The following is a 24,403-nucleotide window of genomic DNA, read 5'->3' as shown; positions in this document are numbered from 1 at the left end:
GGAGACAGCGATGCCCCCGCCTCGGGATTACTGACGAATTAACATATACAGGCGGAACAGATAAACGAGCAGTACCGCTGAAATGAGATTGCTCAGCGTATTCGCCACCACGGCGCCGACGTTAGGCGTTAATACCGCAAAATTCGGCGCAAACAATAACAGCAGCGTTTTGGCCAGCAGCCAGCCGATCACGGCGGGGGCCACCAGACGCATATTAGCCCATGCCAGTCTGATGCTGCTGCGCATCGCGGTAAAAATTCCCATCTTATCCTGCACAACCATCACCGGCGCAAATGCGAGCACGATAGCCAGTAAAACGCCCGGCACCACGACCAGCATAATCCCCATTTGCACCAGCATCGTGGTTAAAAAAATCAGGATAAACAGCTTAGGTAAGACCGGTGCACTCGCACCAATCGCGCGTAAGGCGCTGACGCGGTGACCCGCCGATACCAGCTGAATCATCAGCAAAACGCCGCCCGCCAGAATTGCATTACCAATCAGGCCTGAGAACGTGGACGCGGCAGAGGCGCGCAGCAGGATTTGCTGCTGCTCCGGCGTCATATTTTGCACCAGCTCAAACAACCCCACGCTACCCGCAAGATGGTCGCCCTGGCTCAGGCTGGCAATCTGTTCTTCACTCGGTGAGAAGGCATGGCCCAGCACCACCGTGATAAAGGCGCAAAGCAACGCGATCAGTAAAAAGGTAATGAACTGATTGCGGAAAAAGTTTCCCGTGTCACGGTAGACAGACTTCGCCGTGATAGACATGCACTCTCCTTGAGTATTGCAGGTGTTAATTAGCCGGCAATTGTACACCGGATGCACCTGCTGTGGCAGCATCAAGGCTTGTATGGAAAAGCATATCTTTGTAAAGCGGCGGTAATCCAACCCGCGCGCGGGCGCGGTTACAGGCTTCGTTGACCTGGCCATCTTCCCCCGACATGGCAAATTCCCGGCACGGGCTGGGGCGATCCTCATAGATGGAACAGCGGGTCGAGACCCCAGGCTCACCCTGGAGCGCCACACAGCGGGCCTGCTTTTGGTTCGTGCCGCTCATGCAGCGCAAAAAGGGGGTTAACGGCTCGGTAAGATGAACCGGAACGGTACCACCGCCATCGCTGGCTTCGGCCCAGTAGAAAGAGACTCGAAAATACGCACAACAGGCTCCGCACGTCATGCACGGGTTGATATCACTCATGGCACACCTGCAAAAGAAGAACGCATCAAATCAATTTGTGAGAGCGATAAATTATCCAGCCGCCAGAGGAAGAGCAAGAGGGGGAAAAGGGAAAATTTTGTAACCGTGAAATGCCAAAAATTGACATGGAAACAACTTATTGGTTTTGAGTGCGTAACAAAAAATTAATCCAGATCAATGAATGTTAAGTTACTGGTTTTAATGTGATCTGTGGCAGATCACTTATTACTCTTTTGTGAGTATATTCTCATCCGCGATTAAAACCACAACGATGGAGCGGATATGAAAAAATTAGCGGTGGCAGCCCTTGTATTAAGCAGTCTCTCTGGCGGCGCGTATGCGCATGAAGCAGGCGAATTCTTTATTCGTGCCGGTTCGGCTACGGCTCGCCCAACTGAAGGTTCGGATAACGTGCTGGGAATGGGCGGTTTTAACGTCAGTAATAACACCCAGTTAGGTTTAACCTTCACCTATATGGCGACGGATAACGTGGGCGTTGAGCTTCTGGCCGCAACGCCGTTCCGTCATCGCGTGGGCCTCGGGCCAACCGGTGATATCGCCACGGTTCACCATTTACCGCCAACGCTGATGGCGCAGTGGTACTTCGGCGACTCAAGCAGCAAGGTGCGTCCATATATTGGCGCCGGTGTGAACTACACCACCTTCTTTGATGAGAAATTCAACGATACCGGTAAAGAGGCGGGTCTGACGGATCTCAGCCTGAAAGATTCGTGGGGCATGGCGGGGCAGGTTGGCCTGGATTATCTGATTAACCGTGACTGGCTGATCAACGCCTCGGTCTGGTATATGGATATTGATACGGACGTACGCTTCAAGGCGGGCGGTCAGCAGCAAAGTATCAGCACTCGCCTGGATCCGTGGGTGTTTATGTTCTCTGCGGGTTATCGTTTCTGATTCCCCGTCAAACTGGCCACAGGGTGGCCAGTTTGCTTTGCTCACGTCAAAACGACGGATAAACCGGCCGCTCATCGAGCTTTACGCAGTGCCTCAGGATCGTTTCCCCATCATATAAATAGCTGAAAGCGTCGCTGGATACGGAATGGAAGAGAATATCGCCGTTGGCAAACGGGATCATTTCGGTATCACCCGCACGTTTATGCCCCGCACCGGTTTCAAAATGGCCGCGCCACCGTTCCTGAGTGTGGTCATAAACGTGCAGAATAACCTCGACAAGTCCTCTTTGCGGACAATTAAGACGCAGGAAAGTAGAAGAGAAATTCAGGGACAGCGCGTGGAAGGGAATCAATAAGGCGAAGACCAGTAAAGCTCGTAAATACATCAAACCGCGAAAACCTCCTTCAAAAGGGAAATGAGATTTTACTTAAGTCATAAATAACGTTTTTGCCGTGGATCAAGATGTCTTATAATTCAATACGATAAAGGCCCCTGACGAGGCCCTTAGCGATCATTTTTGAATCAGATAGCGAATGGTTGGGCCATCCTGCTGGATATCCAGCACCGTATAACCGTGGTTTTTCGCATCCAGCGGTATGTTGTTGATGGACTGCGGGCAGTCGCTGACCACCTCCAGAATTTCACCTTTCTTAAGCTGCGGCAGCGCTTCAAGCGTAGCCACCGCCGGATATGGACAGGGCTCGCCAACCATATCCAGACGATAATCAGGCACGATCTCTTTCATGCTGCATTCTCCTGCGTTTCTGTTTTAACGCCCGCACGGCGGAAGAAACGTCTCTCCTGTGCGACGACCAGTAAAAAAGCGACCAACAGCAGGGCGTAGGTGACGAGCAGGCCGCCGAGAGGCCCGAAGGTATTCAGCAGGTTGACCTTGTCCCAGCGGGTGGCCAGGACGGGAGACACGTCATCCCAGCAGTACGCCAGGATCGTCGAGCCAATCACATTGCCCAGCCCCACCCACCAGTAGTGCACCTGGCCTTCGACGGCGCGATACATCCAGCCGGTTTCACACCCGCCAGCCAGCACGATCCCGAAGCCGAACAGCAGGCCGCCTATGACCGCGTTAGGACCGGCCCACATGATTTTTGGTTCGACGCCCAGTTGAACATAGCTGAAGATGCCGATGGCGCTGACCGCCATCCCGGCGATAATCGCTTTCGCCATCATCGTGCGCCCGGTGATCCACATATCGCGAAACGCAGAGGTAAAGCAGATCTGCGCGCGTTCAATGAGCAGACCAAAACCCACACCGAACAGCATCGCCAGACCGAGCTTAGGCTGGTTCAAGGCGGTGCAGAGCGCCCATGCCACCATGGCGAAAAAGACCAGCATTCCGAGGCGGAAACGGCGGCGGGCCTGAGAGGGCTTCTGGGTCAACGGAGACGCTGCGCTGACTTTTGTCATTTTCACTGGAATACGAAACAGCGGCAGCAGGGTGAATTTTGCGCCAAAGTAAGAGCCGATGGCCGTGGCGACGGCAAAGAACCAGGCGTGAAGCGAAAACTGCGGGATCCCGGTAAAGAAGGCGGCAAGGTTACACCCCATCGCCAGACGCGCGCCGAATCCGGCAATTATCCCGCCGACAACCGCCTGCAAAATGCGGATCCGGCTTTTGGGCATACGCAACTTAACGTTATTTGCCCACAGCGCGGCCGCGAAACAGCCGCCGAACATGCCGATAATCATCATCCCGTCGATGCGGGTGAGCGGCGTACCGTCGAGGTGGATGAGCTTAAAGTATCCCCACTCTTCGGCATGCACGCCAGCGAGTTGCAGCAATTGACCACCCCAGCGGGTGAACTCGCCGGTCACGGCCCAGAAGGTGCCGGTAATGCCAAAATAATAAGTAGAGAGAATGCCTGCCGCGATAACGGCCGGAACGGGTGACCAGAACTTAACCAGGTAAGCCTGTTTGAAGGATTGCCATGACATGAATAAGCCTCTGAACTCAGAAGGATTAAAGATAAAAAAGAGTCCAGATCATACGCTTACACGACAGTTTGAAAAGCCATTCACACCGAAAATATCGATAGGATCAATTTTGATGTCATTCTTTGTTGAAGACGGGGAAGAAAAGGTAACCGTCTGGCAAGGGTGCCAGACGGTGGAGGGGTCAGGCTTTACGCGTTGCCGCCTTCATGGCGGTCACAAACGCCTTCAGCTCGGCCAGCATCTGCTCGGGCTTGTCCACGTTCTTCTCAATGATCTTCACTATCGCAGAGCCGGAAATGGCACCTGCGGCCTTCGCGTCAATCGCCGCGGTGACCTGGTCTGGAGAGGAGATCCCGAAGCCCTGCAGCGGCGGCGCGGCATGGTACTCGGCCAGCTTTTCCACCAGATGATGCAGCGGCAGGGCCGCTTTATTCTCGGCACCGGTCACGCCTGCGCGGGAGAGCAGATACGTGTAACCGCGCCCGTAAGAGGCTATCTGGCGCAGCAGTGTGTCATCGGCGTTCGGCGGGCAGATGAAAATCGGGGCGACGTTGTGACGCATCGCCGCCTGGCGGAACGGCGCGGACTCCTCGACCGGCACGTCGGCGACCAGAACAGAGTCGACGCCCACGCGGGCGCACTCGGCGTAAAATTCATCGATACCGCGGTTGAACACCAGATTGGCGTACATCAGCAGGCCAATCGGGATAGTGGGATGCTTCTGACGGATCGCCGCCAGCATTTCGAAGCACTGGGTTGGCGTCACGCCCGAAGCAAACGCGCGCAGCGTCGCATTCTGGATAGTCGGGCCATCCGCCAGCGGGTCAGAGAACGGGATCCCCAGCTCCAGCGCATCGGCACCGGATTCAATCAGGGTGTCGATGATCTTCAGCGACTGTTCAGGGCCCGGATCGCCCAGGGTGACGAAGGGAACGAACGCGCCTTCCTGGCGGGATTTCAGTTCTGCAAATACGTTATCGTAGCGTTCCATCAGATTTCCCCTCGTGCTTTCAGAATATCGTGAACGGTGAAGATATCTTTGTCACCGCGTCCGGAAAGGTTGACCACCAGCAGCTGCTCTTTTTCCGGATTGTCTTTCATCATTTTCAGCGCATGGGCCAGAGCGTGTGAAGACTCCAGCGCCGGGATGATCCCTTCGCTGCGGCACAGCGTTTTGAACGCTTCCAGCGCTTCGTCATCGGTAATGGAGACATAGTCCGCACGACCGGTGCTGTTCAGATAGGCGTGCTGCGGTCCGACGGACGGGAAGTCGAGGCCAGCGGAGATAGAGTAAGACTCTTCAATCTGGCCTTCATCGGTCTGCATCATCGGGGATTTCATGCCGAAGTAGATCCCCACGCGGCCATGCTTCAGCGGCGCGCCGTGTTCACCCGATTCAATACCATGACCCGCAGGCTCGACGCCAATCAGACCCACGCGGGTGTCGTCGATAAAGTCTGCGAACATGCCGATGGCGTTTGACCCGCCGCCGACGCAGGCGATGACCGCATCCGGCAGGCGACCCTCTTTTTCGAGGATCTGCGCTTTGGTCTCTTCCCCGATCATGCGCTGGAACTCACGCACGATGGTTGGGAACGGGTGCGGGCCCGCCGCGGTACCGAGCATATAGTGCGCGGTTTCGTAGCTGCCAGACCAGTCGCGCAGCGCTTCGTTACAGGCATCCTTCAGCGTCGCGGAGCCGCTGTGCACCGGGATCACTTCCGCACCCATCAGACGCATACGGAAGACGTTCGGAGACTGACGCTCAACGTCTTTCGCCCCCATATAGATGCGGCATTTCAGGCCGAGCAGGGCGCTGGCGAGCGCCGAGGCCACGCCGTGCTGGCCTGCGCCGGTTTCGGCGATGATTTCGGTTTTGCCCATACGCTTCGCAAGCAGCGCCTGGCCCAGCACCTGGTTAGTCTTGTGCGCGCCGCCGTGCAGCAGGTCTTCACGCTTAAGATACAGCGTGGTTTTCGTGCCTTCCGTCAGATTGCGGCATTTGGTCAGGGCCGTTGGGCGGCCTGCATAGTTTTTCAGCAGGTCGGTAAATTCAGCCTGAAACGCCGGATCCTTCTGTGCGCTCACAAACGCTTCTTCCAGCTGGCGCAGGGCGGGCATCAGGATTTGCGGGACGTACATCCCGCCGAACTCACCAAAATACGGGTTAAGTAATGTCGTCATCTTCTCTTCCTTAATATGCACGCAGAGTTTTAAAAACCGAGGCCAGTTTGCTGGCATCTTTACTACCCGGCTGGGACTCTACGCCTGAATTGAAATCGAGGCCTGCGCAGCCGGTTTTCGCGGCTTCTACACAGTTATCCGGGCTTAATCCGCCCGCCAGCAGAACGTTGTCCAGCTTTTCGCCGTTCAGCAGGGACCAGTCAAAACGCTGGCCGGTTCCGCCCTGACCGTTATCGAGGACGTATTTATCCACGTGGTTCAGGTTACGCGGGGGCAACGTATCGTCAACGCGTTGCGCTTTCCAGATCTGTACCTGCGGCGCCAGCGTGGCGCGCAGGGCATCGATATAGGCCTGATCTTCATCGCCGTGAAGCTGCACCGCGCTCAGTGATAACGCGTCGGCTTTTTCAACCACCTCGGCGATATCCGCATTGCGGAACACGCCAACATAGCTGAGTGGTGCCGCGGCGATGACCTTACGCGCCTGCTCTTCGCTGACCGCGCGAGGAGAGGAATCCACAAAAATCAGCCCGCCATAAATCGCTCCGGCTTCATACGCGGCCTGGGCGTCCTGTTCGCGGGTTAAACCGCAGACTTTGTTCTCACCCAGCAGCACGCGACGTACTGCCGCATTGAGATCGTCATGTTCCATCATGGCGGAGCCAATCAGGAAACCGTTGGCGAAGTGGCTCAGCTCGCGCACCTGGGCGTAGCTGTTAATGCCGGATTCGCTGATGACCGTGACGCCAGAGCCCAGCCGCGGCGCCAGCTGGCGCGTGCGGTTCAGGTCAATGGACAGGTCGCGCAGATCGCGGTTGTTAATGCCGACCACTTTGGCTTCCAGCGCAATCGCGCGCTCCAGCTCCTCTTCGTTGCTCACTTCGGTCAGCACGCCCATTTTCAGGCTGTGCGCGACGGCAGAGAGCTGGCGGTACTGCTCGTCGTCAAGCACCGAGAGCATCAGCAGGCAGGCGTCGGCCTGGTAAAAGCGCGCCAGCCAAATCTGATACGGATCGATAATGAAGTCTTTACAGAGGATCGGCTGCGGCGCGATGCCGCTGACGATCGGTAGAAAATCGAAGCTGCCCTGAAAATATTTCTCATCCGTCAGCACGGAGATGGCTGAGGCATGATGCTTATAAATACCGGCAATGCGCGCCGGGTCGAAATCGTCACGGATAACGCCTTTAGACGGAGACGCTTTTTTGCACTCAAGAATAAACGCGGTGCGCGCACCCTGCAGGGCGTCATAGAAACGACGGCTGCTCGGGACGACGTCATTCTGGAAACTGGCAAGCGGCTGCTGTTGCTTGCGGGCTTCCACCCAGATGGCCTTATCGGCAACGATTTTCGCTAAAACGGTCTGCATTCTTTACCCTCTTGCCGCAAGTGCGGTAACGCGATCGTAAGCTGCACCGGAGCGCAGTACATCCAGAACTTTTTGAACGTTGGCCTTAAGGTCTTCCTCACCGTGCAAACGCATCAGCATGGCGACGTTGGCGGCAACGGCGGCCTCATGGGCGACCTCTCCCTTACCTTGTAATAAGCGCGTCAGAATGTCACGGTTTTCTTCCGGGGTACCGCCTGCCAGCGCTTCCTGGTGATACGGAGTTAAACCAAAGTCAGCGGCTTCGAGCTGGTAGCTCAGGATTTCACCGTCGCGCAGTTCGGCTACCAGCGTCGGGGCATGCAGAGACACTTCATCCATTCCGCCGCTGTGCACCACGGCGGCACGCTGGTAACCCAGCACGCGCAGCGTCTCGGCAATCGGCAGGACCAGTTCCGGGCTGTAGACACCGATCAGCGCCAGCGGCGGATGGGCCGGGTTGATCAGCGGGCCGAGCACGTTAAACAGCGTGCGGGTTTTCAGCTGCTGACGAACCGGCATTGCGTGGCGGAAACCGGTGTGATACTTCGGCGCAAACAGGAAGCAGACGCCCAGGTCATCCAGCGCTTCACGGGAACGTTCGGCGTTCATATCGAGATTAATGCCGAATGCCGCGAGCAAATCAGACGAGCCTGACCGGCTGGACACGCTGCGGTTACCGTGTTTCGCTACTTTCAGACCACACGCTGCGGCCACAAAGGCGCTGGCGGTTGAAATATTGATACTGTTGCTGCCGTCACCGCCGGTGCCGACGATATCGGCAAACGGATAGTCCGGGCGCGGGAACGGGGCGGCATTTTCCAGCAGTGCCGTGGCGGCACCGGCGATCTCCTGCGGGCTTTCACCGCGGACCTTCATGCTCACCAGCGCGGCTGCGAGCTGTTCCGGCTTCAGCTCGCCGCGAACCACGGCGGAGAAGAGCTGGTGGCTCTCCTGCTGGCTCAGGGTTTGCGCCTGATACAGTTTTTCCAGAATCGGCTGCAGGGTGTTGGTCTGCTCCAGCTTCTGTAACGCCCAGTCGAGGGTCTGCTCCAGCAGGCGGGCACCGTGGGAGGTCAGGATGGATTCCGGATGGAACTGCATCCCGCAGACGCGATCCGCGTCGTGACGTACCGCCATCACCATCCCTTCAAACGAGGCGTTGATCGTCAGCCCGGCGGGAATGTTGCTGCCGACCAGCGAGTGGTAGCGCGCGACCGGAAGCGGATTCGGCAGCCCGGCAAACATTGCCTGGCCGTCATGTTCAATGCTGGAGGCTTTACCGTGCAGGATCTCGCCCGCCTGGCCGACGTAACCGCCGTAGGCTTCCACGATTGCCTGGTGACCAAGGCAGATACCGATAATCGGCAGCTTGCCGCGCATGCGGGTTAGCAGTTCGGGCATACAGCCCGCTTCGCTCGGCGCGCCCGGCCCCGGGGAGAGCATCAGCACCGGGTTTTGCATGGTCGCCAGACGGTCAATCAGGGTCTGCGCCGGGACGTGGTTGCGATAGATAACGACGTTATGGCCATTCGCACGCAGCTGATCTGCCAGGTTATAGGTAAAGGAGTCGATGTTATCGAGCAGCAGAATGTCAGCCATCAGAAAATCTCCTGTGCGTGGTGTGCGGTAGCAATGGCGCGAAGGACCGCACGCGCTTTGCTGCGCGTTTCGTCAGCTTCAGACTGCGGAACAGAATCAAGAACAATCCCGGCACCGGCCTGAACGGTGGCAATACCGTCTTCGACATAGGCGGAGCGGATCACGATGCAGGTATCGAGGTCACCGTGGGCCGTAAAATAGCCCACCGCACCGCCGTAGCTGCCGCGACGGCGTCCTTCGGCGGCGGCAATCAGCTGCATGGCGCGCACTTTCGGCGCACCGCTCAGGGTACCCATGTTCATGCAGGCGCGGTAGGCGTGCAGTACGTCGAGATCGTGGCGCAGCTCACCGACCACGCGGGAGACCAGGTGCATCACGAATGAATAGCGGTCGACTTTAGTCAGGTCCGCCACGTAGCGGCTGCCTGGGGTGCAAATACGGGCCAGATCGTTACGCGCCAGGTCAACCAGCATCAGGTGCTCGGAGAGTTCTTTATGGTCGGTACGCATTTCCAGCTCGATGCGGCTGTCGAGATCGCGATCCAGCGAGCCGTCTGCGCGACGTCCGCGCGGACGGGTTCCGGCGATCGGGTAAATTTCAATCTGGCGGCTGGTGGCGTCGTACTTCAGCGAGCTTTCCGGCGAGGCGCCGAACAGCGTGAAGTCATTGTCCTGCATAAAGAACATGTACGGGCTTGGGTTGCTCTTTTTCAGCACGTCGTAAGCGGCCAGCGGGGACGGGCAGGGCAGAGAGAAGCGGCGGGAAGGCACCACCTGGAAAATTTCCCCGGCGCGAATCGCCTTTTGCATCTGGCGAACCACGGCACCGTACTGATCGTCGGTCTGGTTCACATCGCAGGTCATTTTTTCCACGCGCTGCACCGGTAGCGCAGGCGGCGCTTCCGTCATTTGCTGCTGCAGTTGGGCAATGCGGTGCTCCAGACGGGTTTTCTCAGCGCCAGAAGGCGTGAACAGGCTGGCCTGAATGCGGGTGTACTGTTTCTGATGGTCGATCACCAGCAGGGTTTCGGCCAGATAGAAACAGTAGTCCGGGCAGCGATTGCCCTGCTCGGTTTCCGGCAAATCTTCAAATCCCGCGACCAGGTCGTAAGCAAACAGCCCGCCAAAGAACATCGCTTCACGCTCTTCGTGCGGAACGGTGACCAGATTTTGCAGCAGGCGGAAGGCATCAACGACGGACAGGGAACAGAGGCGCGCGTCTTCATCTAACAGTTGGCTAACCGGCGGGAAATGCAGAATGCGCATTTCTGGATGACGTTCGTTTTCGATGCCTGAAGGCAGGGCGGCATCCAGCAGCGGCAGAAGCGATGCGCCATTGTCTGACAAAGCCTTAATAGTGACAGTGTCACCTAAGGCGGTAATGCGCAACGCGCTGTCGACCAGCAGAAGGCTTTTCAGATCGTCCTTGCTGTCGATGTCCGCAGATTCCAGCAGCAGCGTTGCCGGACGTGCCCCGCACACCTGATGAAACAGCGCGGTCGGGTTGTGGCGATAGGCCGCCTCGCAGGTCAGCAATTCGAGATGGGGTTTGGCTGTTTGCATGTTGGTGTTCTCATTTATTCTGTTCAAAAAAAAGCCCGCTGAGTAGCGGGCGGGTATCTGTTTGCATTTCGCAGACGCGTGACACTGCCCGAAGATCAGGAGGTACGCCACCAGCCGTGCAGAGTGAAATGTGCTGTCATTTTCAGATACCTTTCTCGTGTGAACTTGCGTACTAGTTAACTAGTTCGATGGCGTGTTGTCAACCCTTGATTTCAGAATTTCACGTTAAGTCGGTATCATGGCGGTTTCGGATGTCTTCAACCTGTTATGGGAAGTGCTTTGAGCGATACCACCTACGCGATTATTTATGATTTACACAGCCATACTCAGGCCTCTGATGGCCTGCTGACACCCGAAGCCCTGGTTCATCGTGCCGTTGAAATGCGCATCGGCACGCTGGCGATAACCGATCACGATACGACGGATGCCATTCCGGCTGCGCGCGCCGAGATTGCCCGCTGCGAGCTGGCACTCAATCTGGTGTCCGGCGTCGAGATTTCGACCGTCTGGGAAAACCATGAGATTCATATCGTTGGCCTGAACATCGATATAGACCATCCGGCACTTATTGAGTTTTTGCAAGAACAAAAAACGCGCCGCAACCAGCGCGCAGAGATGATCGGCGAGCGTCTGGAAAAGGCACATATTCCTGGCGCGCTGGAAGGTGCGCAAAAGCTGGCGAACGGCGGGGCGGTTACGCGCGGTCATTTCGCCCGTTTTCTGGTAGAGGCGGGTAAAGCCACGACGATGGCGGATGTCTTTAAAAAGTATCTGGCGCGCGGGAAAACCGGATACGTTCCGCCACAGTGGTGTACAATAAAACAAGCTATTGATGTGATTCATCATTCTGGCGGTAAGGCCGTGCTGGCCCATCCGGGGCGGTATAATCTTTCTGCTAAATGGCTGAAAAGGCTGCTGGCGCACTTTGCCGAAAACGGTGGAGAGGCGATGGAAGTCGCCCAGTGTCAGCAGGCACCCAACGAGCGCGCGCAGCTCGCGACCTATGCCCGACAGTACGGCCTGCTTGGCTCACAGGGTTCTGATTTCCATCAGCCCTGCGCCTGGATCGAACTGGGGCGCAAGCTCTGGCTGCCCGCTGGCGTTGAGCCGGTCTGGCAGCTATGGGAACAGCCGCAGCAAATTGAAGAGAGGGAAGTATGAGTCAGTTTTTCTATATCCATCCGGATAACCCGCAGCCACGCCTGATTAACCAGGCCGTGGAGATCGTCCGCAAAGGCGGCGTGATTGTCTACCCGACCGATTCCGGCTACGCGCTGGGCTGCAAAATTGAAGATAAAGGGGCGATGGAACGCATTTGCCGTATTCGCCAGTTGCCGGACGGCCATAACTTTACCCTGATGTGCCGCGATCTCTCTGAGCTGTCCACCTATGCTTATGTGGATAACGTGGCGTTTCGCCTGATTAAGAACAACACGCCGGGCAACTACACCTTCATCCTGAAAGGGACCAAAGAAGTGCCGCGTCGTCTGCTGCAGGAAAAACGTAAAACCATCGGCATGCGCGTGCCGTCGAACCCGATTGCGCAGGCGCTGCTGGAAACCCTCGGTGAACCAATGCTGTCTACCTCGCTGATGCTGCCCGGCAGCGAGTTTACCGAGTCCGATCCGGAAGAGATCAAAGATCGTCTGGAGAAGGTGGTCGAGCTGATTATTCACGGCGGTTATCTCGGCCAGCAGCCGACCACCGTGGTCGACTTAACCGAAGATGCACCGGAAGTGATTCGTGAAGGCGTGGGTGACGTAAAGCCTTTCTTGTAATGGTATAAGCAGATATACTACGCGGCCATCAAAGCAGGGCTCGGCCCTCTTTTGACCTGATTCGACGCCTGTGAAGGCGACACTTGAGGAAGCTCAATGAGCGAGAAGTTACAGAAAGTGCTGGCGCGTGCCGGCCACGGTTCACGCCGTGAAATCGAAGCCATTATTGAAGCGGGCCGCGTGAGTGTGGACGGTAAAATCGCCACGCTGGGTGACCGCGTAGAAATCGTACCGGGGCTGAAGATCCGTATCGACGGTCATCTTATCTCCGTGAAAGAGTCCGCTGAGCAGATCTGCCGCGTGCTGGCTTACTACAAGCCGGAAGGCGAGCTGTGTACCCGCAATGACCCGGAAGGTCGCCCGACGGTGTTTGACCGTCTGCCTAAACTGCGTGGCGCTCGCTGGATTGCCGTTGGTCGTCTGGACGTGAATACCTGCGGTCTGCTGCTGTTTACCACCGATGGTGAACTGGCAAACCGTCTGATGCACCCAAGCCGTGAAGTGGAACGTGAATACGCGGTGCGCGTGTTTGGCCAGGTTGACGAGAATAAACTGCGCGACCTGTCGCGTGGCGTTCAGCTGGAAGACGGTCCTGCGGCGTTCAAAACCATCAAATTTACCGGTGGGGAAGGCATCAACCAGTGGTACAACGTGACCCTGACCGAAGGCCGCAACCGCGAGGTGCGTCGTCTCTGGGAAGCGGTAGGCGTGCAGGTTAGCCGCCTGATCCGTGTCCGTTACGGCGACATCCTGCTGCCAAAAGGCCTGCCGCGTGGGGGTTATACCGAACTGGATCTGACCCAGACCAACTACCTGCGCGAGCTGGTCGGCCTGACGCCGGAAACCACCTCTAAAGTGGCGGTGGAAAAAGATCGTCGCCGCATGAAGGCGAACCAGATTCGCCGTGCGGTGAAGCGTCACAGCCAGGTGAGCAGCAACCGCCGCTCTGGCAGCCGTAATAACAACGGTTAATGTAAAAGCCCGGTGAAGACACCGGGCTTTTTTCTTTAGTAATCAATCCCTATTTGCGCTTTGATGCCCGCATCAAACGCATGTTTAACCGGACGCAGCTCGCTTACGGTATCTGCCAGCTCCAGAATATCCCGATGACACCCGCGGCCCGTGATGATGACCGTCTGATGGGCGGGACGGTTTTTCAGTGCATTAAGCACCTCTTCTAGCGGCAAATAGTCGTAGGCGACCATATACGTGATTTCATCCAGCAGAACCATATTGAGTGAAGGATCGACCAGCATTCTTTTAGCGTGCTCCCAGACGGCCAGACAGGCTGCGGTATCGGTTTCGCGGTTCTGGGTGTCCCACGTAAATCCGGTCGCCATCACCTGGAACTCAACGCCGTGAGGCTCAAGCAGATTACGCTCGCCGTTAGGCCACTCACCTTTAATAAACTGGATAACGCCAACCTTCTGCCCGTGGCCGACGGCGCGTGTCGCCGTGCCGAATGCGGCCGTGGTTTTCCCTTTACCGTTGCCGGTAAAGACGATGACGATCCCGCGCTCGTCCTGAGCGGCCGCGACGCGTGCATCGACCTGTTCCTTCAGCCGCTGCTGGCGCTGCTGATGACGTTCTTCACTCATTGCGAGATTCCTGGTTTACGGCCCGGCTGGGCGTCAAAGGTCATCCCGGTTTTGCGGCGGCTGTCGTCGCCCATCAGCCAGAGATAGAGCGGCATAATGTCTGCCGGCGTTTTCAGCTTCTGCGGGTCTTCCGTCGGGAAGGCGCTGGCGCGCATTTTTGTGCGCGTACCGCCCGGGTTAATGCAGTTTACGCGAAGATGGCGGCTTTGGTACTCCTCTGCCAGCACCTGCATCATGCCTTCGGTTGCGAATTTTGATACGGCATAGGCACCCCAGTTTGCGCGCCCCTCACGGCCTACGCTGGAGGAGGTGAACACCAGTGAACCCGAATCCGATTTGAGTAATAAAGGAAGGAGTGCCTGGGTCAGGAAAAACGTCCCGTTGACGTTGACCTGCATGACCTCCTGCCAGATCTCGGGATCCTGTTCATCCATCGGGCGAACTTCGCCAAGCAAGCCGGCATTATGCAGTACGCCGTCCAGGCGCGGGTAATGGGTGCTGATGCGGTGAGCAAGCTCCTGACATGACGCGGGCGTGCAGGTGAGCAGATCGAGCGTGTACCAGCGAGCAGGAATCCCACCTGCGGCTTCAATCTCCTGCGCCACCCCTTTAAGTTTTTCTTCGTTGCGGCCGGTCAGGATGACGCTCGCGCCATACTCAGCGTAGGTCAGCGCCGCTTCACGGCCAATCCCGTCGCTGGCCCCAGTGACAAGAATGATGCGGTTCTGCAGCAGATTTTTTTGCGGTTGATAATGCAAGGTGACTCCTCGGCGCACGGTGACTTAAACACGCCTTCTTTTGTGACTTTTCGGCTTTATGCCCGAATTCGCCTGATAATTCAATCAGTCTACAGGACGCATTGCTGTAAAATTAACAATTTGCAAATATTTAAACGCCAGACCGGGGATTCCTGAAGGCGCCTCGCAGAGGTAGTGTCACGAGCGAGACGCATGGGCAGGGGGTGTTGTACACTGCCGTGAAAGATTCGTGGTTAAATCAAGGTGGAACGCGTGGAATTACTTTCTCAATATGGGTTGTTTTTGGCGAAAATCGCGACGGTGGTGATTGCCATTGCGGTGGTTGCCGTTCTGATTGTCAACCTGACGCAGCGCAAGCGTCAGCGTGGGGAGTTACGCATCACCCGCCTGAGCGAGCAGTATAAAGAGATGCAGGAAGAGATGTCTCTCGCGCTGCTTGACAGTCATCAACAGAAACTGTGGCTCAAAGCCCAGAAGAAAAAGCATAAGCAGGAAGGCAAAGCGGCAAAGGCAAAGGCGAAGCTCAATACGCCACAGGATAAGGTCACGCCACGGGTTTACGTGCTCGATTTTAAAGGCAGCATGGATGCGCATGAAGTCGCGTCTTTGCGCGAAGAGGTCACTGCCGTGCTGGCCGTGGCGACGCCGCAGGACCAGGTCGTTGTTCGTCTTGAAAGCCCGGGGGGCGTGGTGCACGGCTACGGCCTGGCGGCCTCTCAGCTGCAGCGCCTGCGTGAAAAACAGATCCCGCTGACCGTGGCCGTAGATAAAGTGGCGGCGAGTGGTGGCTACATGATGGCCTGCGTGGCGGACAAAATTGTGGCCGCACCGTTCTCGATTATCGGCTCGATCGGCGTGGTCGCACAGATCCCGAACTTTAACCGCTTCCTGAAAAATAAAGAGATTGATATCGAGCTTCACACTGCGGGTCAGTACAAACGCACCCTGACGCTGCTGGGGGAAAACACGGAAGAAGGGCGCCAAAAATTCCGTGAGGATCTCAACGAAACGCATCATCTCTTTAAAGACTTTGTGCACCGTATGCGCCCGACGCTGGACATTGAGCAGGTCGCAACGGGTGAGCACTGGTACGGCGTTCAGGCGCAGGAGAAAGGGCTTGTAGATGAAGTCGGAACCAGCGACGATCTGCTGCTCAACCTGATGGAAGGCCGGGAACTGGTGGGCGTCCGCTTTGCCCAGCGCAAGCGACTCCTTGACCGCTTTACCAACAGTGCGGCAGAAAGCGCGGACCGCCTGCTGCTCCGCTGGCTACAGCGTGGACAAAAACCGCTGCTGTAAACAAAAACGCGAGGCTTATGCCTCGCGTTTTGCGTTAATCGACCAGGTGATATTTCTCGGAAAGCGTATGTGCCAGGTATTTAAACATGTTAAACACGGCGGTGCTTTTCGGGGTCGGTAAGCCCTGTTCATCAAGGAAGTATTCACCGCTGAAAACCAGCACGCCATTTCGCTGCTCTACGCCGGTGGCTTCAATGCCTGCCAGCGTATCTTCATGGTCACGAATAAGCTTGTTTGCTTCGATAAGCAGAGAGGCTCGGTCAATAGGTTGGGTCGTATTCTGCATAATCCACTCCTTAAACAGTGACAATAGTCTACGCCGAGGGCGCTTTGGGGGCAAATTTTCCCTGTAATGTGAGGGGATAAGGTGCAGGGGCCTGGCTGGCAGGATTTGCTTTTGCATGCTAATAAAGTTGCGTAACGAATTTTATCAGGTAGAGTGTGCGCTTTCGTCATTCTGGCAACAGAATTGCTTGACATTCAACCGGGAATTCGTCACGAATTACACGAGATGTGAGAAAAATACCCGAGAACTCAATCACCTGGGCGTCTTTTCTTTAACGCCCGGTAAGACAAAGGGGTTGATATCTCCTGACGCAGTCGCAATATCATTGGCTCGTCGTCAGCGGAAGGGAAATCAACGTGCGGCGTATTCCTGGAAGAATTAAATTAGGTAAAGGTGAATATGGGTAAAGCTCTCGTCATCGTTGAGTCCCCGGCAAAAGCCAAAACGATCAATAAGTATCTGGGTAATGACTACGTGGTTAAGTCCAGCGTTGGTCATATCCGCGATTTGCCGACCAGTGGCTCAGCCAGCAAAAAGAGCGCAGACTCTACCTCCACCAAAGGGGCTAAAAAGCCTAAAAAGGATGAACGTAGCGCGCTTGTCAACCGCATGGGTGTTAACCCATGGCATAACTGGGATGCACAATATGAAGTGCTTCCAGGGAAAGAAAAAGTCGTTAACGAGCTGAAGCAGCTGGCTGAAAAAGCAGACCACATCTATCTCGCAACCGACCTTGACCGCGAAGGGGAAGCCATTGCGTGGCACCTGCGGGAAGTGATCGGGGGTGATGACAAACGCTACAGCCGCGTAGTGTTTAACGAAATTACGAAGAATGCGATTCGTCAGGCGTTTGAGAAGCCGGGCGAGCTAAACATCGACCGTGTTAACGCCCAGCAGGCGCGTCGCTTTATGGACCGCGTTGTGGGCTACATGGTTTCTCCACTGCTGTGGAAAAAGATTGCCCGTGGCCTGTCCGCAGGTCGTGTGCAATCCGTCGCCGTGCGTCTGGTCGTTGAGCGCGAGCGCGAAATTAAAGCCTTCGTGCCGGAAGAGTTCTGGGAAGTCGATGCCAATGTGACCACGCCGGGCGGTGACGCTCTGCCGCTGCAGGTAAGCCACCAGAACGATAAGCCTTTCCGCCCGGAAAACCGCGACCAGACCATGGCCGCCGTGGCGCTGCTGGAAAAGGCACGCTATCAGGTACTGGAACGTGAAGACAAACCGACCAGCAGCAAGCCTGGTGCGCCGTTTATCACCTCCACCCTGCAACAGGCGGCGAGCACCCGTCTGGGTTATGGCGTGAAGAAGACCATGATGATGGCCCAGCGCTTGTATGAAGCAGGTTACATCACCTACATGCGTACCGACTCAACCAACCTGAGTCAGGACGCGGTCAATATGGTGCGTGGCTACATCAGCGACAACTTCGGTAAGAAATACCTGCCGGAAAGCGCTAACCAGTTCGCCAGTAAAGAGAATTCTCAGGAAGCGCACGAAGCGATTCGTCCTTCTGACGTCTCCGTGCTGGCTGAATCGCTGAAAGATATGGAAGCCGACGCGCAGAAGCTGTATCAGCTGATCTGGCGTCAGTTCGTGGCGTGCCAGATGACCCCGGCCCAGTACGACTCCACCACGCTGACCGTTGGCGCGGGTGATTTCCGTCTCAAGGCGCGCGGTCGTATTCTGCGTTTCGACGGCTGGACAAAAGTGATGCCTGCGCTGCGTAAAGGTGATGAAGACCGAACGCTGCCTGCGGTGAACAAAGGTGATGAACTGTCTCTGGTTGAGCTGATCCCGGCTCAGCACTTCACCAAGCCACCGGCACGCTTCAGTGAAGCATCTCTGGTAAAAGAGCTGGAAAAACGCGGTATTGGCCGTCCGTCGACCTACGCGTCAATTATCTCGACGATTCAGGATCGCGGTTACGTCCGTGTTGAAAACCGTCGTTTCTATGCGGAAAAAATGGGTGAGATCGTCACCGATCGTCTGGAAGCCAACTTCCGCGAGCTGATGAACTACGATTTCACCGCGCAAATGGAAGACAGCCTCGACCAGGTTGCCAGCCACCAGGCGGAATGGAAAAAGGTCCTTGACAGCTTCTTCAGCGACTTCACCGACCAGCTTGAAAAAGCGGAGAAAGACCCTGAAGAGGGCGGCATGCTGCCTAACCAGATGGTACTGACCAGCATCGACTGCCCAACCTGTGGCCGCAAGATGGGGATCCGTACTGCCACCACGGGCGTGTTCCTGGGCTGCTCCGGCTATGCGCTGTCGCCAAAAGAGCGCTGCAAAACCACCATCAACCTGGTGCCGGAGAACGAAGTTCTCAACGTGCTGGAAGGTGACGATGCGGAAACGAACGCTCTGCGTGCCAAGCGCCGCTGCAAAAAATGCGGCACGGCAATGGACAGCTACCTGATCGATCCAAAACGCAAGCTGCACGTGTGCGGTAATAACCCAACGTGTGACGGGTATGAGATTGAAGAGGGCGAGTTCCGCATTAAAGGCTATGACGGCCCGATTGTGGAGTGCGAGAAGTGTGGTTCTGAAATGCACCTGAAAATGGGACGTTTCGGTAAGTACATGGCCTGTACCAACGACGAATGTAAAAACACGCGCAAAATTCTGCGTAACGGTGAAGTGGCCCCGCCGAAGGAAGATCCGGTTCCGCTGCCGGAGCTGCCGTGTGAGAAATCCGACGCGTACTTCGTGCTGCGTGACGGCGCGGCAGGTGTCTTCCTGGCCGCCAACACCTTCCCGAAATCGCGCGAAACCCGCGCGCCGCTGGTGGAAGAGCTATATCGCTTCCGCGATCGTCTGCCGGAGAAACTGCGTTATCTGGCCGATGCGCCGCAGCAGGATCCGGAAGGCAACAAAACCGTGGTGCGTTTTAGCCGTAAAACTAAGCAGCAGTATGTTGCGGCAGAGAAAGAGGGTAAAGCGACCGGATGGTCAGCCTTCTTTGTCGATGGCAAATGGGTTGAAGGCAAGAAATAATCTTTCCTAACCGTAACTTACCTGTAAAAGGGCCGGATTTCCGGCCCTTTTTTATTACCTTGTTATTATTTTTTGTTCCGTACTATACAGTCAGGCTATAAATGATATAGTGGTTATAGTTAACCCGTTTCTTATTATTAAATCGTCTTAAGCGAATGACCGCATGCGCTAAATCGGATGGTCTGGCATGAAATTACAGCAGCTTCGTTATATTGTTGAGGTGGTGAATCATAACCTTAACGTCTCTTCTACCGCCGAGGGGCTATATACCTCGCAACCGGGCATCAGCAAACAAGTTCGTATGCTGGAGGATGAGTTAGGCATTCAGATCTTCGCCCGCAGCGGTAAGCATCTTACTCAGGTGACGCCTGCAGGGCAGGAAATCATCCGCATTGCGCGTGAAGTCCTCTCTAAAGTCGATGCGATTAAGTCTGTGGCGGGGGAGCATACCTGGCCGGATAAAGGCTCGCTGTATATTGCCACGACGCATACGCAGGCGCGCTATGCGCTGCCCGGCGTGATCAAAGGCTTTATCGAGCGTTATCCTCGCGTCTCGTTGCATATGCACCAGGGCTCGCCAACGCAAATCGCTGAAGCCGTCTCTAAGGGGAATGCAGACTTTGCTATCGCCACCGAAGCGCTTCACCTGTATGACGATCTGGTGATGCTCCCGTGCTACCACTGGAACCGTTCTATTGTGGTGACCCCCGATCACCCCCTGGCGGGTAAAGGGTCGGTCACTATCGAAGAGTTGGCCCAGTATCCTCTGGTGACCTATACGTTTGGCTTTACCGGCCGGTCCGAGCTTGATACGGCATTTAACCGGGCAGGGTTAACGCCGCGCATTGTCTTTACCGCGACCGATGCCGACGTGATTAAGACCTATGTCCGGCTTGGATTGGGCGTGGGCGTCATCGCCAGCATGGCGGTCGATCCGGTGTCAGACCCTGACCTGGTGCGTCTTGATGCGCACGACGTTTTCAGCCATAGCACCACAAAAATTGGGTTCCGCCGCAGCACCTTCCTGCGCAGCTATATGTATGATTTTATTCAGCGCTTTGCCCCTCATTTAACGCGTGACGTGGTGGATACCGCCGTGGCATTACGCTCAAATGAAGATATTGAAGAGATGTTTAAAGACATCAAACTCCCCGAAAAATAATCACACCCGGTATCTTTCCCCCAGGGAAAGATACCGAAATAACGCCTCAAAGCTAAATTAGAATTATCATCATCTGCTTTCCCTGCCATATAATGTCATTAGCCATTTGCTTTGTAAGGTTTTAATGTCGTGAATTGGCGACAAAAGTAGAAACTAATTTACGCCTCCGCAAATTTTTCTTTTCAATAATTTATTTCTGGTCAAAAGATTGAATATTTCATACCTCCCGGTGCGTAAATTCACTGGCTTTTCGGCTAAAGTTTCTTTAGGATTTATCTCAACAGATGATTAATTGTACCAATTGTTTGGTCCTAAATGATAAGCGATGTCGATTGTATGAGGTTAGCAATGCCTTCAGGAAGTGAAGAACCGCAAAGGGATCCTGCGCTCAAGCGTAAAGCCTGGCTGGCGGTCTTTCTCGTCTCCGCCTTGTTTTGGGTGGCTGTTGCTCTCCTGGCCTGGAGATATTGGGGTTAAATATGGCAGTGACGGTACGTACCGCTTCGGTAAAACAGATGTGTCAGCATCGTGACAACGGCCACAGAGGGCGTAAAGCACCTGCAACTGTTGTACCTGCGTCCTGGAAACTGACGCCGCAGCAGCAGGCGTTTATTGATGTGTTCGCAGAAGACGAACCCAAAAAACAATAATTTAGTTTATTGCGTAATGATGCAAATAGTCTGAATATCGACTCTGCACTTTTGTACTCTTTAATAAATACACATCAGCAATATAGCACTGAGGAACAACCTCGGAATTTTTATAAATAATGCCTGGTGTCCCTATGATGAATAACATGACGTCTCACAAATACTGGTCGTGGATCGGCGTTTTTACCGTGTCGATTCTGTTCTGGAGTCAGCTCATCTGGCTGGCGCTCCACTAAATTGTAAAACCTCGCTACGGCGGGGTTTTTTGTTTCCCCCTTGTGGACCAATCCGAAATTTATCAATTTGGGTTGTTATCAAAACGTTACGACATCTTTGTGTTATCTTTAATTACAGCCCTGATGATTGTCGGGACATCTCTGTGATTAAGGAGGAGCTTATGTCGTTAACCCTACGCGAAGCCAGTAAGGATACGTTACAGGCAGAAAATAAAACCTGGCACTACTACAGCCTGCCGCTGGCTGCCAGAACGCTTGGGGACATTTCGCGTTTACCCAAGTCCTTGAAAGTTTTACTTGAAAATCTGTTGCGCTGGCAGGACGGTGACTCCGTCACGCTCGATGATATCCAGGCGCTGGCAGGATGGCTTGAGAAGGCCCATGCCGACAGAGAAATCGCCTACCGCCCGGCAAGGGTGCTGATGCAGGACTTTACCGGTGTTCCGGCCGTGGTTGATTTAGCCGCGATGCGCGAAGCCGTGAAGCGTCTCGGCGGAGATACGGCAAAGGTTAACCCGCTTTCCCCCGTTGACCTCGTCATTGACCACTCCGTGACCGTTGACCACTTCGGTGATGACGATGCCTTTGGTGAAAACGTTCGTCTCGAGATGGAGCGTAACCACGAGCGCTACGTCTTCCTGAAGTGGGGACAGCAGGCGTTCAGCCGATTTAGCGTGGTACCGCCAGGCACCGGCATTTGTCACCAGGTAAACCTTGAATATCTGGGTAAAGCCGTCTGGAGCGAATTGCAGGATAAAGAGTGGGTGGCTTATCCGGACACGCTGGTGGGCACGGATTCACATACCACCATGATCAACGGTCTGGGCGTGCTGGGCTGGGGCGTCGGCGGTATTGAAGCGGAAGCCGCCATGCTCGGCCAGCCGGTTTCCATGCTTATTCCGGATGTGGTGGGCTTCAAGCTGACCGGAAAGCTCTCTGAAGGCATTACCGCCACCGACCTGGTGCTGACCGTCACCCAGATGCTGCGCAAGCATGGTGTGGTAGGCAAGTTTGTCGAATTCTACGGTGACGGACTGGATTCGCTGCCGCTGGCCGACCGCGCCACCATTGCCAATATGGCGCCGGAATACGGTGCCACCTGCGGCTTTTTCCCCATTGACGACGTCACGCTGGAGTACATGCGCCTCAGCGGCCGCAGCGAAGAACAGGTCGCGCTGGTGGAAGCGTATACCAAAGCGCAGGGCATGTGGCGCAATCCGGGCGATGAGCCTGTTTTCACCAGCACGCTTGAACTCGATATGGGAAGCGTCGAAGCGAGCCTCGCGGGTCCGAAACGCCCGCAGGACAGGGTTGCGCTGACCGACGTGCCGAAAGCGTTTGCCGACAGCAATACCCTGGAAGTGAACGTGGCGCAGAAAGACCATCGTCCCGTCGACTATGTTCTGAACGGACATCAGTATCAGCTTCCGGACGGTGCGGTTGTGATTGCCGCGATTACCTCCTGCACCAATACTTCCAACCCCAGCGTATTAATGGCGGCCGGTCTGCTGGCTAAGAAAGCGGTAGAGCTTGGGCTAAAACCTCAACCGTGGGTTAAGGCCTCGCTGGCACCGGGCTCCAAAGTGGTGTCGGATTACCTGGCTCAGGCCAAACTGACGCCGTACCTGGACGAGCTGGGCTTTAACCTCGTGGGCTACGGCTGTACGACCTGTATTGGTAACTCCGGGCCACTGCCTGAACCCATCGAAACGGCGATCAAGCAGGGTGACCTGACGGTAGGCGCCGTTCTTTCCGGTAACCGAAACTTTGAAGGGCGCATTCACCCGCTGGTAAAAACCAACTGGCTTGCTTCGCCGCCGCTGGTGGTGGCATACGCTCTCGCAGGGAACATGAATATCAACCTGGTGACCGATCCGATTGGTCACGATCGTAAGAATGATCCTGTCTATCTGAAAGATATTTGGCCTTCTTCACGTGAAATCGCGCTGGCCGTTGAGAAGGTCTCTACCGAGATGTTCCGCAAAGAGTACGCGGAAGTCTTTGAAGGCACGCCGGAATGGAAAGCCATCAACGTTGCAGGTTCGGATACCTATGGCTGGCAGGATGACTCGACCTATATTCGTCTGTCGCCGTTCTTTGATGAGATGCTGGCCGAGCCGGCGCCGCTTAAGGATATCCATGGCGCGCGTATCCTGGCCATGCTGGGGGATTCCGTCACGACGGACCATATCTCTCCGGCGGGGAGCATCAAAGCCGATAGCCCGGCAGGCCGTTACCTGCAAAGTCGGGGTGTCGAACGCCGCGATTTTAACTCCTACGGTTCGCGCCGCGGTAACCATGAAGTCATGATGCGCGGGACCTTTGCCAACATCCGCATTCGTAACGAAATGGTGCCGGGCGTGGAAGGGGGCATGACGCGCCATCTGCCGGGGACGGAAGTCGTGTCGATTTATGATGCGGCGGTCAAATACCAACAGGAAGGGACGCCGCTGGCGGTGATTGCCGGGAAAGAGTACGGTTCCGGCTCCAGCCGCGACTGGGCGGCGAAAGGCCCGCGCCTGCTTGGCGTTCGGGTGGTCATCGCCGAATCGTTCGAACGTATTCACCGTTCGAATCTGATCGGCATGGGGATCCTGCCGCTTGAGTTCCCGCAGGGCGTGACGCGTAAAACGCTGGGCCTGACCGGGGAAGAGCAGATTGATATTAGCGGCCTGCAAAACCTGCAGCCGGGTAAAACGGTGCCGGTAACGTTAACGCGGGCAGACGGGAAAACCGAGGTGCTGGATTGTCGGTGCCGTATTGACACGGCAACCGAGCTGACCTACTACCAGAACGACGGCATTTTACATTACGTGATTCGTAAGATGCTGGATTGATGAAACGAGCCCGGCACGC

Annotated in this window: 25 protein-coding genes and 1 other annotated feature; of the genes, 11 read left to right on the top strand and 14 right to left on the bottom strand. The window is 55.8% G+C overall.

What is annotated here, in order from left to right; all coding sequences use genetic code 11:
- Positions 1 to 27: 27 nt before the first annotated feature.
- Together AA74_RS0119445 and AA74_RS01000000122355 are read right to left on the bottom strand one after the other, a co-directional pair.
- A complete protein-coding gene (locus AA74_RS0119445) occupies positions 28 to 771 on the bottom strand; it encodes a YciC family protein (protein ID WP_023292236.1) in 744 nt (247 codons plus the stop codon).
- Between the two features lie 25 nt (positions 772 to 796).
- Entirely contained in the window at positions 797 to 1,201 is a 405-nt protein-coding gene (locus AA74_RS01000000122355) for a YkgJ family cysteine cluster protein (RefSeq protein ID WP_021240310.1), read from the bottom strand.
- 282 nt (positions 1,202 to 1,483) lie between these two features.
- Here AA74_RS01000000122355 and ompW point away from each other — a divergent pair, with 282 nt between their 5' ends.
- On the top strand, positions 1,484 to 2,116 hold the full coding sequence (gene ompW / locus AA74_RS0119440) for an outer membrane protein OmpW (protein ID WP_008502800.1): 633 nt from the start codon (positions 1,484 to 1,486) through the stop codon (positions 2,114 to 2,116).
- Between the two features lie 46 nt (positions 2,117 to 2,162).
- Here ompW and AA74_RS1000000123130 read toward each other — a convergent pair whose 3' ends face one another.
- The 9 genes from AA74_RS1000000123130 to trpL all read right to left on the bottom strand — a co-directional run bounded on the left by AA74_RS1000000123130 (position 2,163) and on the right by trpL (position 10,923).
- On the bottom strand, positions 2,163 to 2,501 hold the full coding sequence (locus AA74_RS1000000123130) for a hypothetical protein (protein WP_071530987.1): 339 nt from the start codon (positions 2,499 to 2,501) through the stop codon (positions 2,163 to 2,165).
- A 126-nt stretch (positions 2,502 to 2,627) separates the two neighbouring features.
- On the bottom strand, positions 2,628 to 2,861 hold the full coding sequence (gene yedF, locus AA74_RS0119430) for a sulfurtransferase-like selenium metabolism protein YedF (RefSeq protein ID WP_003856774.1): 234 nt from the start codon (positions 2,859 to 2,861) through the stop codon (positions 2,628 to 2,630).
- The gene (gene yedE, locus AA74_RS0119425) at positions 2,858 to 4,069 is read right to left on the bottom strand and encodes a selenium metabolism membrane protein YedE/FdhT (RefSeq protein WP_025913084.1); all 1,212 of its coding nucleotides are present in this window, start codon (positions 4,067 to 4,069) and stop codon (positions 2,858 to 2,860) included. Before yedE ends, yedF begins: the two co-directional genes overlap by 4 nt.
- Positions 4,070 to 4,250: 181 nt before the next feature.
- On the bottom strand, positions 4,251 to 5,060 hold the full coding sequence (trpA, locus tag AA74_RS0119420) for a tryptophan synthase subunit alpha (protein ID WP_023344339.1): 810 nt from the start codon (positions 5,058 to 5,060) through the stop codon (positions 4,251 to 4,253).
- Entirely contained in the window at positions 5,060 to 6,253 is a 1,194-nt protein-coding gene (gene trpB / locus AA74_RS0119415) for a tryptophan synthase subunit beta (RefSeq protein ID WP_008502804.1), read from the bottom strand. The genes trpA and trpB overlap by 1 nt, the downstream gene beginning before the upstream one ends.
- A 10-nt stretch (positions 6,254 to 6,263) precedes the next feature.
- Positions 6,264 to 7,622, bottom strand: a complete 1,359-nt coding sequence (gene trpCF / locus AA74_RS0119410) for a bifunctional indole-3-glycerol-phosphate synthase TrpC/phosphoribosylanthranilate isomerase TrpF (RefSeq protein ID WP_008502805.1) — start codon at positions 7,620 to 7,622, stop codon at positions 6,264 to 6,266.
- 3 nt (positions 7,623 to 7,625) lie between these two features.
- A complete protein-coding gene (gene trpD / locus AA74_RS0119405) occupies positions 7,626 to 9,221 on the bottom strand; it encodes a bifunctional anthranilate synthase glutamate amidotransferase component TrpG/anthranilate phosphoribosyltransferase TrpD (RefSeq protein WP_008502806.1) in 1,596 nt (531 codons plus the stop codon).
- Complete coding sequence (locus AA74_RS0119400) at positions 9,221 to 10,783, bottom strand: anthranilate synthase component 1 (RefSeq protein ID WP_025913083.1); 1,563 nt, start codon at positions 10,781 to 10,783, stop codon at positions 9,221 to 9,223. Before AA74_RS0119400 ends, trpD begins: the two co-directional genes overlap by 1 nt.
- A gap of 25 nt (positions 10,784 to 10,808) precedes the next feature.
- Positions 10,809 to 10,902, bottom strand: a sequence feature (Trp leader region).
- On the bottom strand, positions 10,879 to 10,923 hold the full coding sequence (gene trpL / locus AA74_RS1000000123830; protein ID WP_106993556.1) for a trp operon leader peptide: 45 nt from the start codon (positions 10,921 to 10,923) through the stop codon (positions 10,879 to 10,881). Its footprint overlaps the feature before it by 24 nt.
- A gap of 139 nt (positions 10,924 to 11,062) precedes the next feature.
- Between trpL and rnm the strand changes: the two genes are divergently transcribed.
- The 3 genes from rnm to rluB all read left to right on the top strand — a co-directional run bounded on the left by rnm (position 11,063) and on the right by rluB (position 13,533).
- Positions 11,063 to 11,944, top strand: coding sequence for an RNase AM (rnm, locus tag AA74_RS0119395; RefSeq protein ID WP_025913082.1), 882 nt, complete (start codon positions 11,063 to 11,065; stop codon positions 11,942 to 11,944).
- A complete protein-coding gene (locus AA74_RS0119390; protein WP_003856793.1) occupies positions 11,941 to 12,561 on the top strand; it encodes an L-threonylcarbamoyladenylate synthase in 621 nt (206 codons plus the stop codon). The genes rnm and AA74_RS0119390 overlap by 4 nt, the downstream gene beginning before the upstream one ends.
- Before the next feature lie 96 nt (positions 12,562 to 12,657).
- Complete coding sequence (gene rluB / locus AA74_RS0119385; RefSeq protein WP_008502809.1) at positions 12,658 to 13,533, top strand: 23S rRNA pseudouridine(2605) synthase RluB; 876 nt, start codon at positions 12,658 to 12,660, stop codon at positions 13,531 to 13,533.
- A gap of 35 nt (positions 13,534 to 13,568) precedes the next feature.
- Here rluB and cobO read toward each other — a convergent pair whose 3' ends face one another.
- Both cobO and AA74_RS0119375 read right to left on the bottom strand, forming a co-directional pair.
- A complete protein-coding gene (cobO, locus tag AA74_RS0119380) occupies positions 13,569 to 14,159 on the bottom strand; it encodes a cob(I)yrinic acid a,c-diamide adenosyltransferase (protein WP_025913081.1) in 591 nt (196 codons plus the stop codon).
- Positions 14,156 to 14,917, bottom strand: coding sequence for a YciK family oxidoreductase (locus AA74_RS0119375; protein WP_008502811.1), 762 nt, complete (start codon positions 14,915 to 14,917; stop codon positions 14,156 to 14,158). Before AA74_RS0119375 ends, cobO begins: the two co-directional genes overlap by 4 nt.
- A 252-nt stretch (positions 14,918 to 15,169) precedes the next feature.
- Here AA74_RS0119375 and sohB point away from each other — a divergent pair, with 252 nt between their 5' ends.
- Positions 15,170 to 16,216 (top strand): protease SohB, encoded by a 1,047-nt coding sequence (sohB, locus tag AA74_RS0119370; RefSeq protein WP_025913080.1) that lies wholly within the window; start codon positions 15,170 to 15,172, stop codon positions 16,214 to 16,216.
- A gap of 34 nt (positions 16,217 to 16,250) precedes the next feature.
- Here sohB and AA74_RS0119365 read toward each other — a convergent pair whose 3' ends face one another.
- Positions 16,251 to 16,502: a YciN family protein gene (locus tag AA74_RS0119365; RefSeq protein WP_003856804.1), complete on the bottom strand. Its 252-nt coding sequence runs from the start codon at positions 16,500 to 16,502 to the stop codon at positions 16,251 to 16,253.
- A gap of 399 nt (positions 16,503 to 16,901) precedes the next feature.
- Between AA74_RS0119365 and topA the strand changes: the two genes are divergently transcribed.
- From topA to acnA, 6 genes are all read left to right on the top strand, one after another.
- Positions 16,902 to 19,499, top strand: a complete 2,598-nt coding sequence (gene topA / locus AA74_RS0119360) for a type I DNA topoisomerase (protein ID WP_021240303.1) — start codon at positions 16,902 to 16,904, stop codon at positions 19,497 to 19,499.
- Positions 19,500 to 19,686: 187 nt separating this feature from the next.
- Positions 19,687 to 20,661: an HTH-type transcriptional regulator CysB gene (cysB, locus tag AA74_RS0119355; RefSeq protein WP_008502814.1), complete on the top strand. Its 975-nt coding sequence runs from the start codon at positions 19,687 to 19,689 to the stop codon at positions 20,659 to 20,661.
- Between the two features lie 336 nt (positions 20,662 to 20,997).
- The gene (locus tag AA74_RS01000000122350; RefSeq protein WP_213374860.1) at positions 20,998 to 21,138 is read left to right on the top strand and encodes a YmiA family putative membrane protein; all 141 of its coding nucleotides are present in this window, start codon (positions 20,998 to 21,000) and stop codon (positions 21,136 to 21,138) included.
- A 2-nt stretch (positions 21,139 to 21,140) separates the two neighbouring features.
- Positions 21,141 to 21,311 carry a hypothetical protein gene (locus AA74_RS1000000123590; protein WP_021240301.1) on the top strand — a complete coding sequence of 57 codons (171 nt, stop codon included), beginning with the start codon at positions 21,141 to 21,143 and terminating at the stop codon, positions 21,309 to 21,311.
- 137 nt (positions 21,312 to 21,448) lie between these two features.
- The gene (gene ymiC / locus AA74_RS1000000123755) at positions 21,449 to 21,547 is read left to right on the top strand and encodes a small membrane protein YmiC (protein WP_032623144.1); all 99 of its coding nucleotides are present in this window, start codon (positions 21,449 to 21,451) and stop codon (positions 21,545 to 21,547) included.
- A 161-nt stretch (positions 21,548 to 21,708) separates the two neighbouring features.
- A complete protein-coding gene (gene acnA / locus AA74_RS0119340) occupies positions 21,709 to 24,384 on the top strand; it encodes an aconitate hydratase AcnA (protein WP_025913079.1) in 2,676 nt (891 codons plus the stop codon).
- Positions 24,385 to 24,403 lie beyond the last annotated feature (19 nt).

Origin of the sequence: Enterobacter sp. 5-4, assembly GCF_000612205.1 — a bacterium.
Lineage (GTDB): Bacteria > Pseudomonadota > Gammaproteobacteria > Enterobacterales > Enterobacteriaceae > Enterobacter > Enterobacter roggenkampii.
The sequence above is the reverse complement of the archived record's forward strand: the minus strand, read 5'-3'. Positions and strand labels throughout refer to the sequence as shown.

Coding starts and splice junctions, on each gene's coding strand:
- AA74_RS0119445 (WP_023292236.1), bottom strand. CDS start 771: ATGTCTATCACGGCGAAGTCTGTCTACCGTGACACGGGAAACTTTTTC.
- AA74_RS01000000122355 (WP_021240310.1), bottom strand. CDS start 1,201: ATGAGTGATATCAACCCGTGCATGACGTGCGGAGCCTGTTGTGCGTAT.
- ompW (WP_008502800.1), top strand. CDS start 1,484: ATGAAAAAATTAGCGGTGGCAGCCCTTGTATTAAGCAGTCTCTCTGGC.
- AA74_RS1000000123130 (WP_071530987.1), bottom strand. CDS start 2,501: ATGTATTTACGAGCTTTACTGGTCTTCGCCTTATTGATTCCCTTCCAC.
- yedF (WP_003856774.1), bottom strand. CDS start 2,861: ATGAAAGAGATCGTGCCTGATTATCGTCTGGATATGGTTGGCGAGCCC.
- yedE (WP_025913084.1), bottom strand. CDS start 4,069: ATGTCATGGCAATCCTTCAAACAGGCTTACCTGGTTAAGTTCTGGTCA.
- trpA (WP_023344339.1), bottom strand. CDS start 5,060: ATGGAACGCTACGATAACGTATTTGCAGAACTGAAATCCCGCCAGGAA.
- trpB (WP_008502804.1), bottom strand. CDS start 6,253: ATGACGACATTACTTAACCCGTATTTTGGTGAGTTCGGCGGGATGTAC.
- trpCF (WP_008502805.1), bottom strand. CDS start 7,622: ATGCAGACCGTTTTAGCGAAAATCGTTGCCGATAAGGCCATCTGGGTG.
- trpD (WP_008502806.1), bottom strand. CDS start 9,221: ATGGCTGACATTCTGCTGCTCGATAACATCGACTCCTTTACCTATAAC.
- AA74_RS0119400 (WP_025913083.1), bottom strand. CDS start 10,783: ATGCAAACAGCCAAACCCCATCTCGAATTGCTGACCTGCGAGGCGGCC.
- AA74_RS0119390 (WP_003856793.1), top strand. CDS start 11,941: ATGAGTCAGTTTTTCTATATCCATCCGGATAACCCGCAGCCACGCCTG.
- rluB (WP_008502809.1), top strand. CDS start 12,658: ATGAGCGAGAAGTTACAGAAAGTGCTGGCGCGTGCCGGCCACGGTTCA.
- cobO (WP_025913081.1), bottom strand. CDS start 14,159: ATGAGTGAAGAACGTCATCAGCAGCGCCAGCAGCGGCTGAAGGAACAG.
- AA74_RS0119365 (WP_003856804.1), bottom strand. CDS start 16,502: ATGCAGAATACGACCCAACCTATTGACCGAGCCTCTCTGCTTATCGAA.
- topA (WP_021240303.1), top strand. CDS start 16,902: ATGGGTAAAGCTCTCGTCATCGTTGAGTCCCCGGCAAAAGCCAAAACG.
- cysB (WP_008502814.1), top strand. CDS start 19,687: ATGAAATTACAGCAGCTTCGTTATATTGTTGAGGTGGTGAATCATAAC.
- AA74_RS01000000122350 (WP_213374860.1), top strand. CDS start 20,998: ATGAGGTTAGCAATGCCTTCAGGAAGTGAAGAACCGCAAAGGGATCCT.
- AA74_RS1000000123590 (WP_021240301.1), top strand. CDS start 21,141: ATGGCAGTGACGGTACGTACCGCTTCGGTAAAACAGATGTGTCAGCAT.
- ymiC (WP_032623144.1), top strand. CDS start 21,449: ATGAATAACATGACGTCTCACAAATACTGGTCGTGGATCGGCGTTTTT.
- acnA (WP_025913079.1), top strand. CDS start 21,709: ATGTCGTTAACCCTACGCGAAGCCAGTAAGGATACGTTACAGGCAGAA.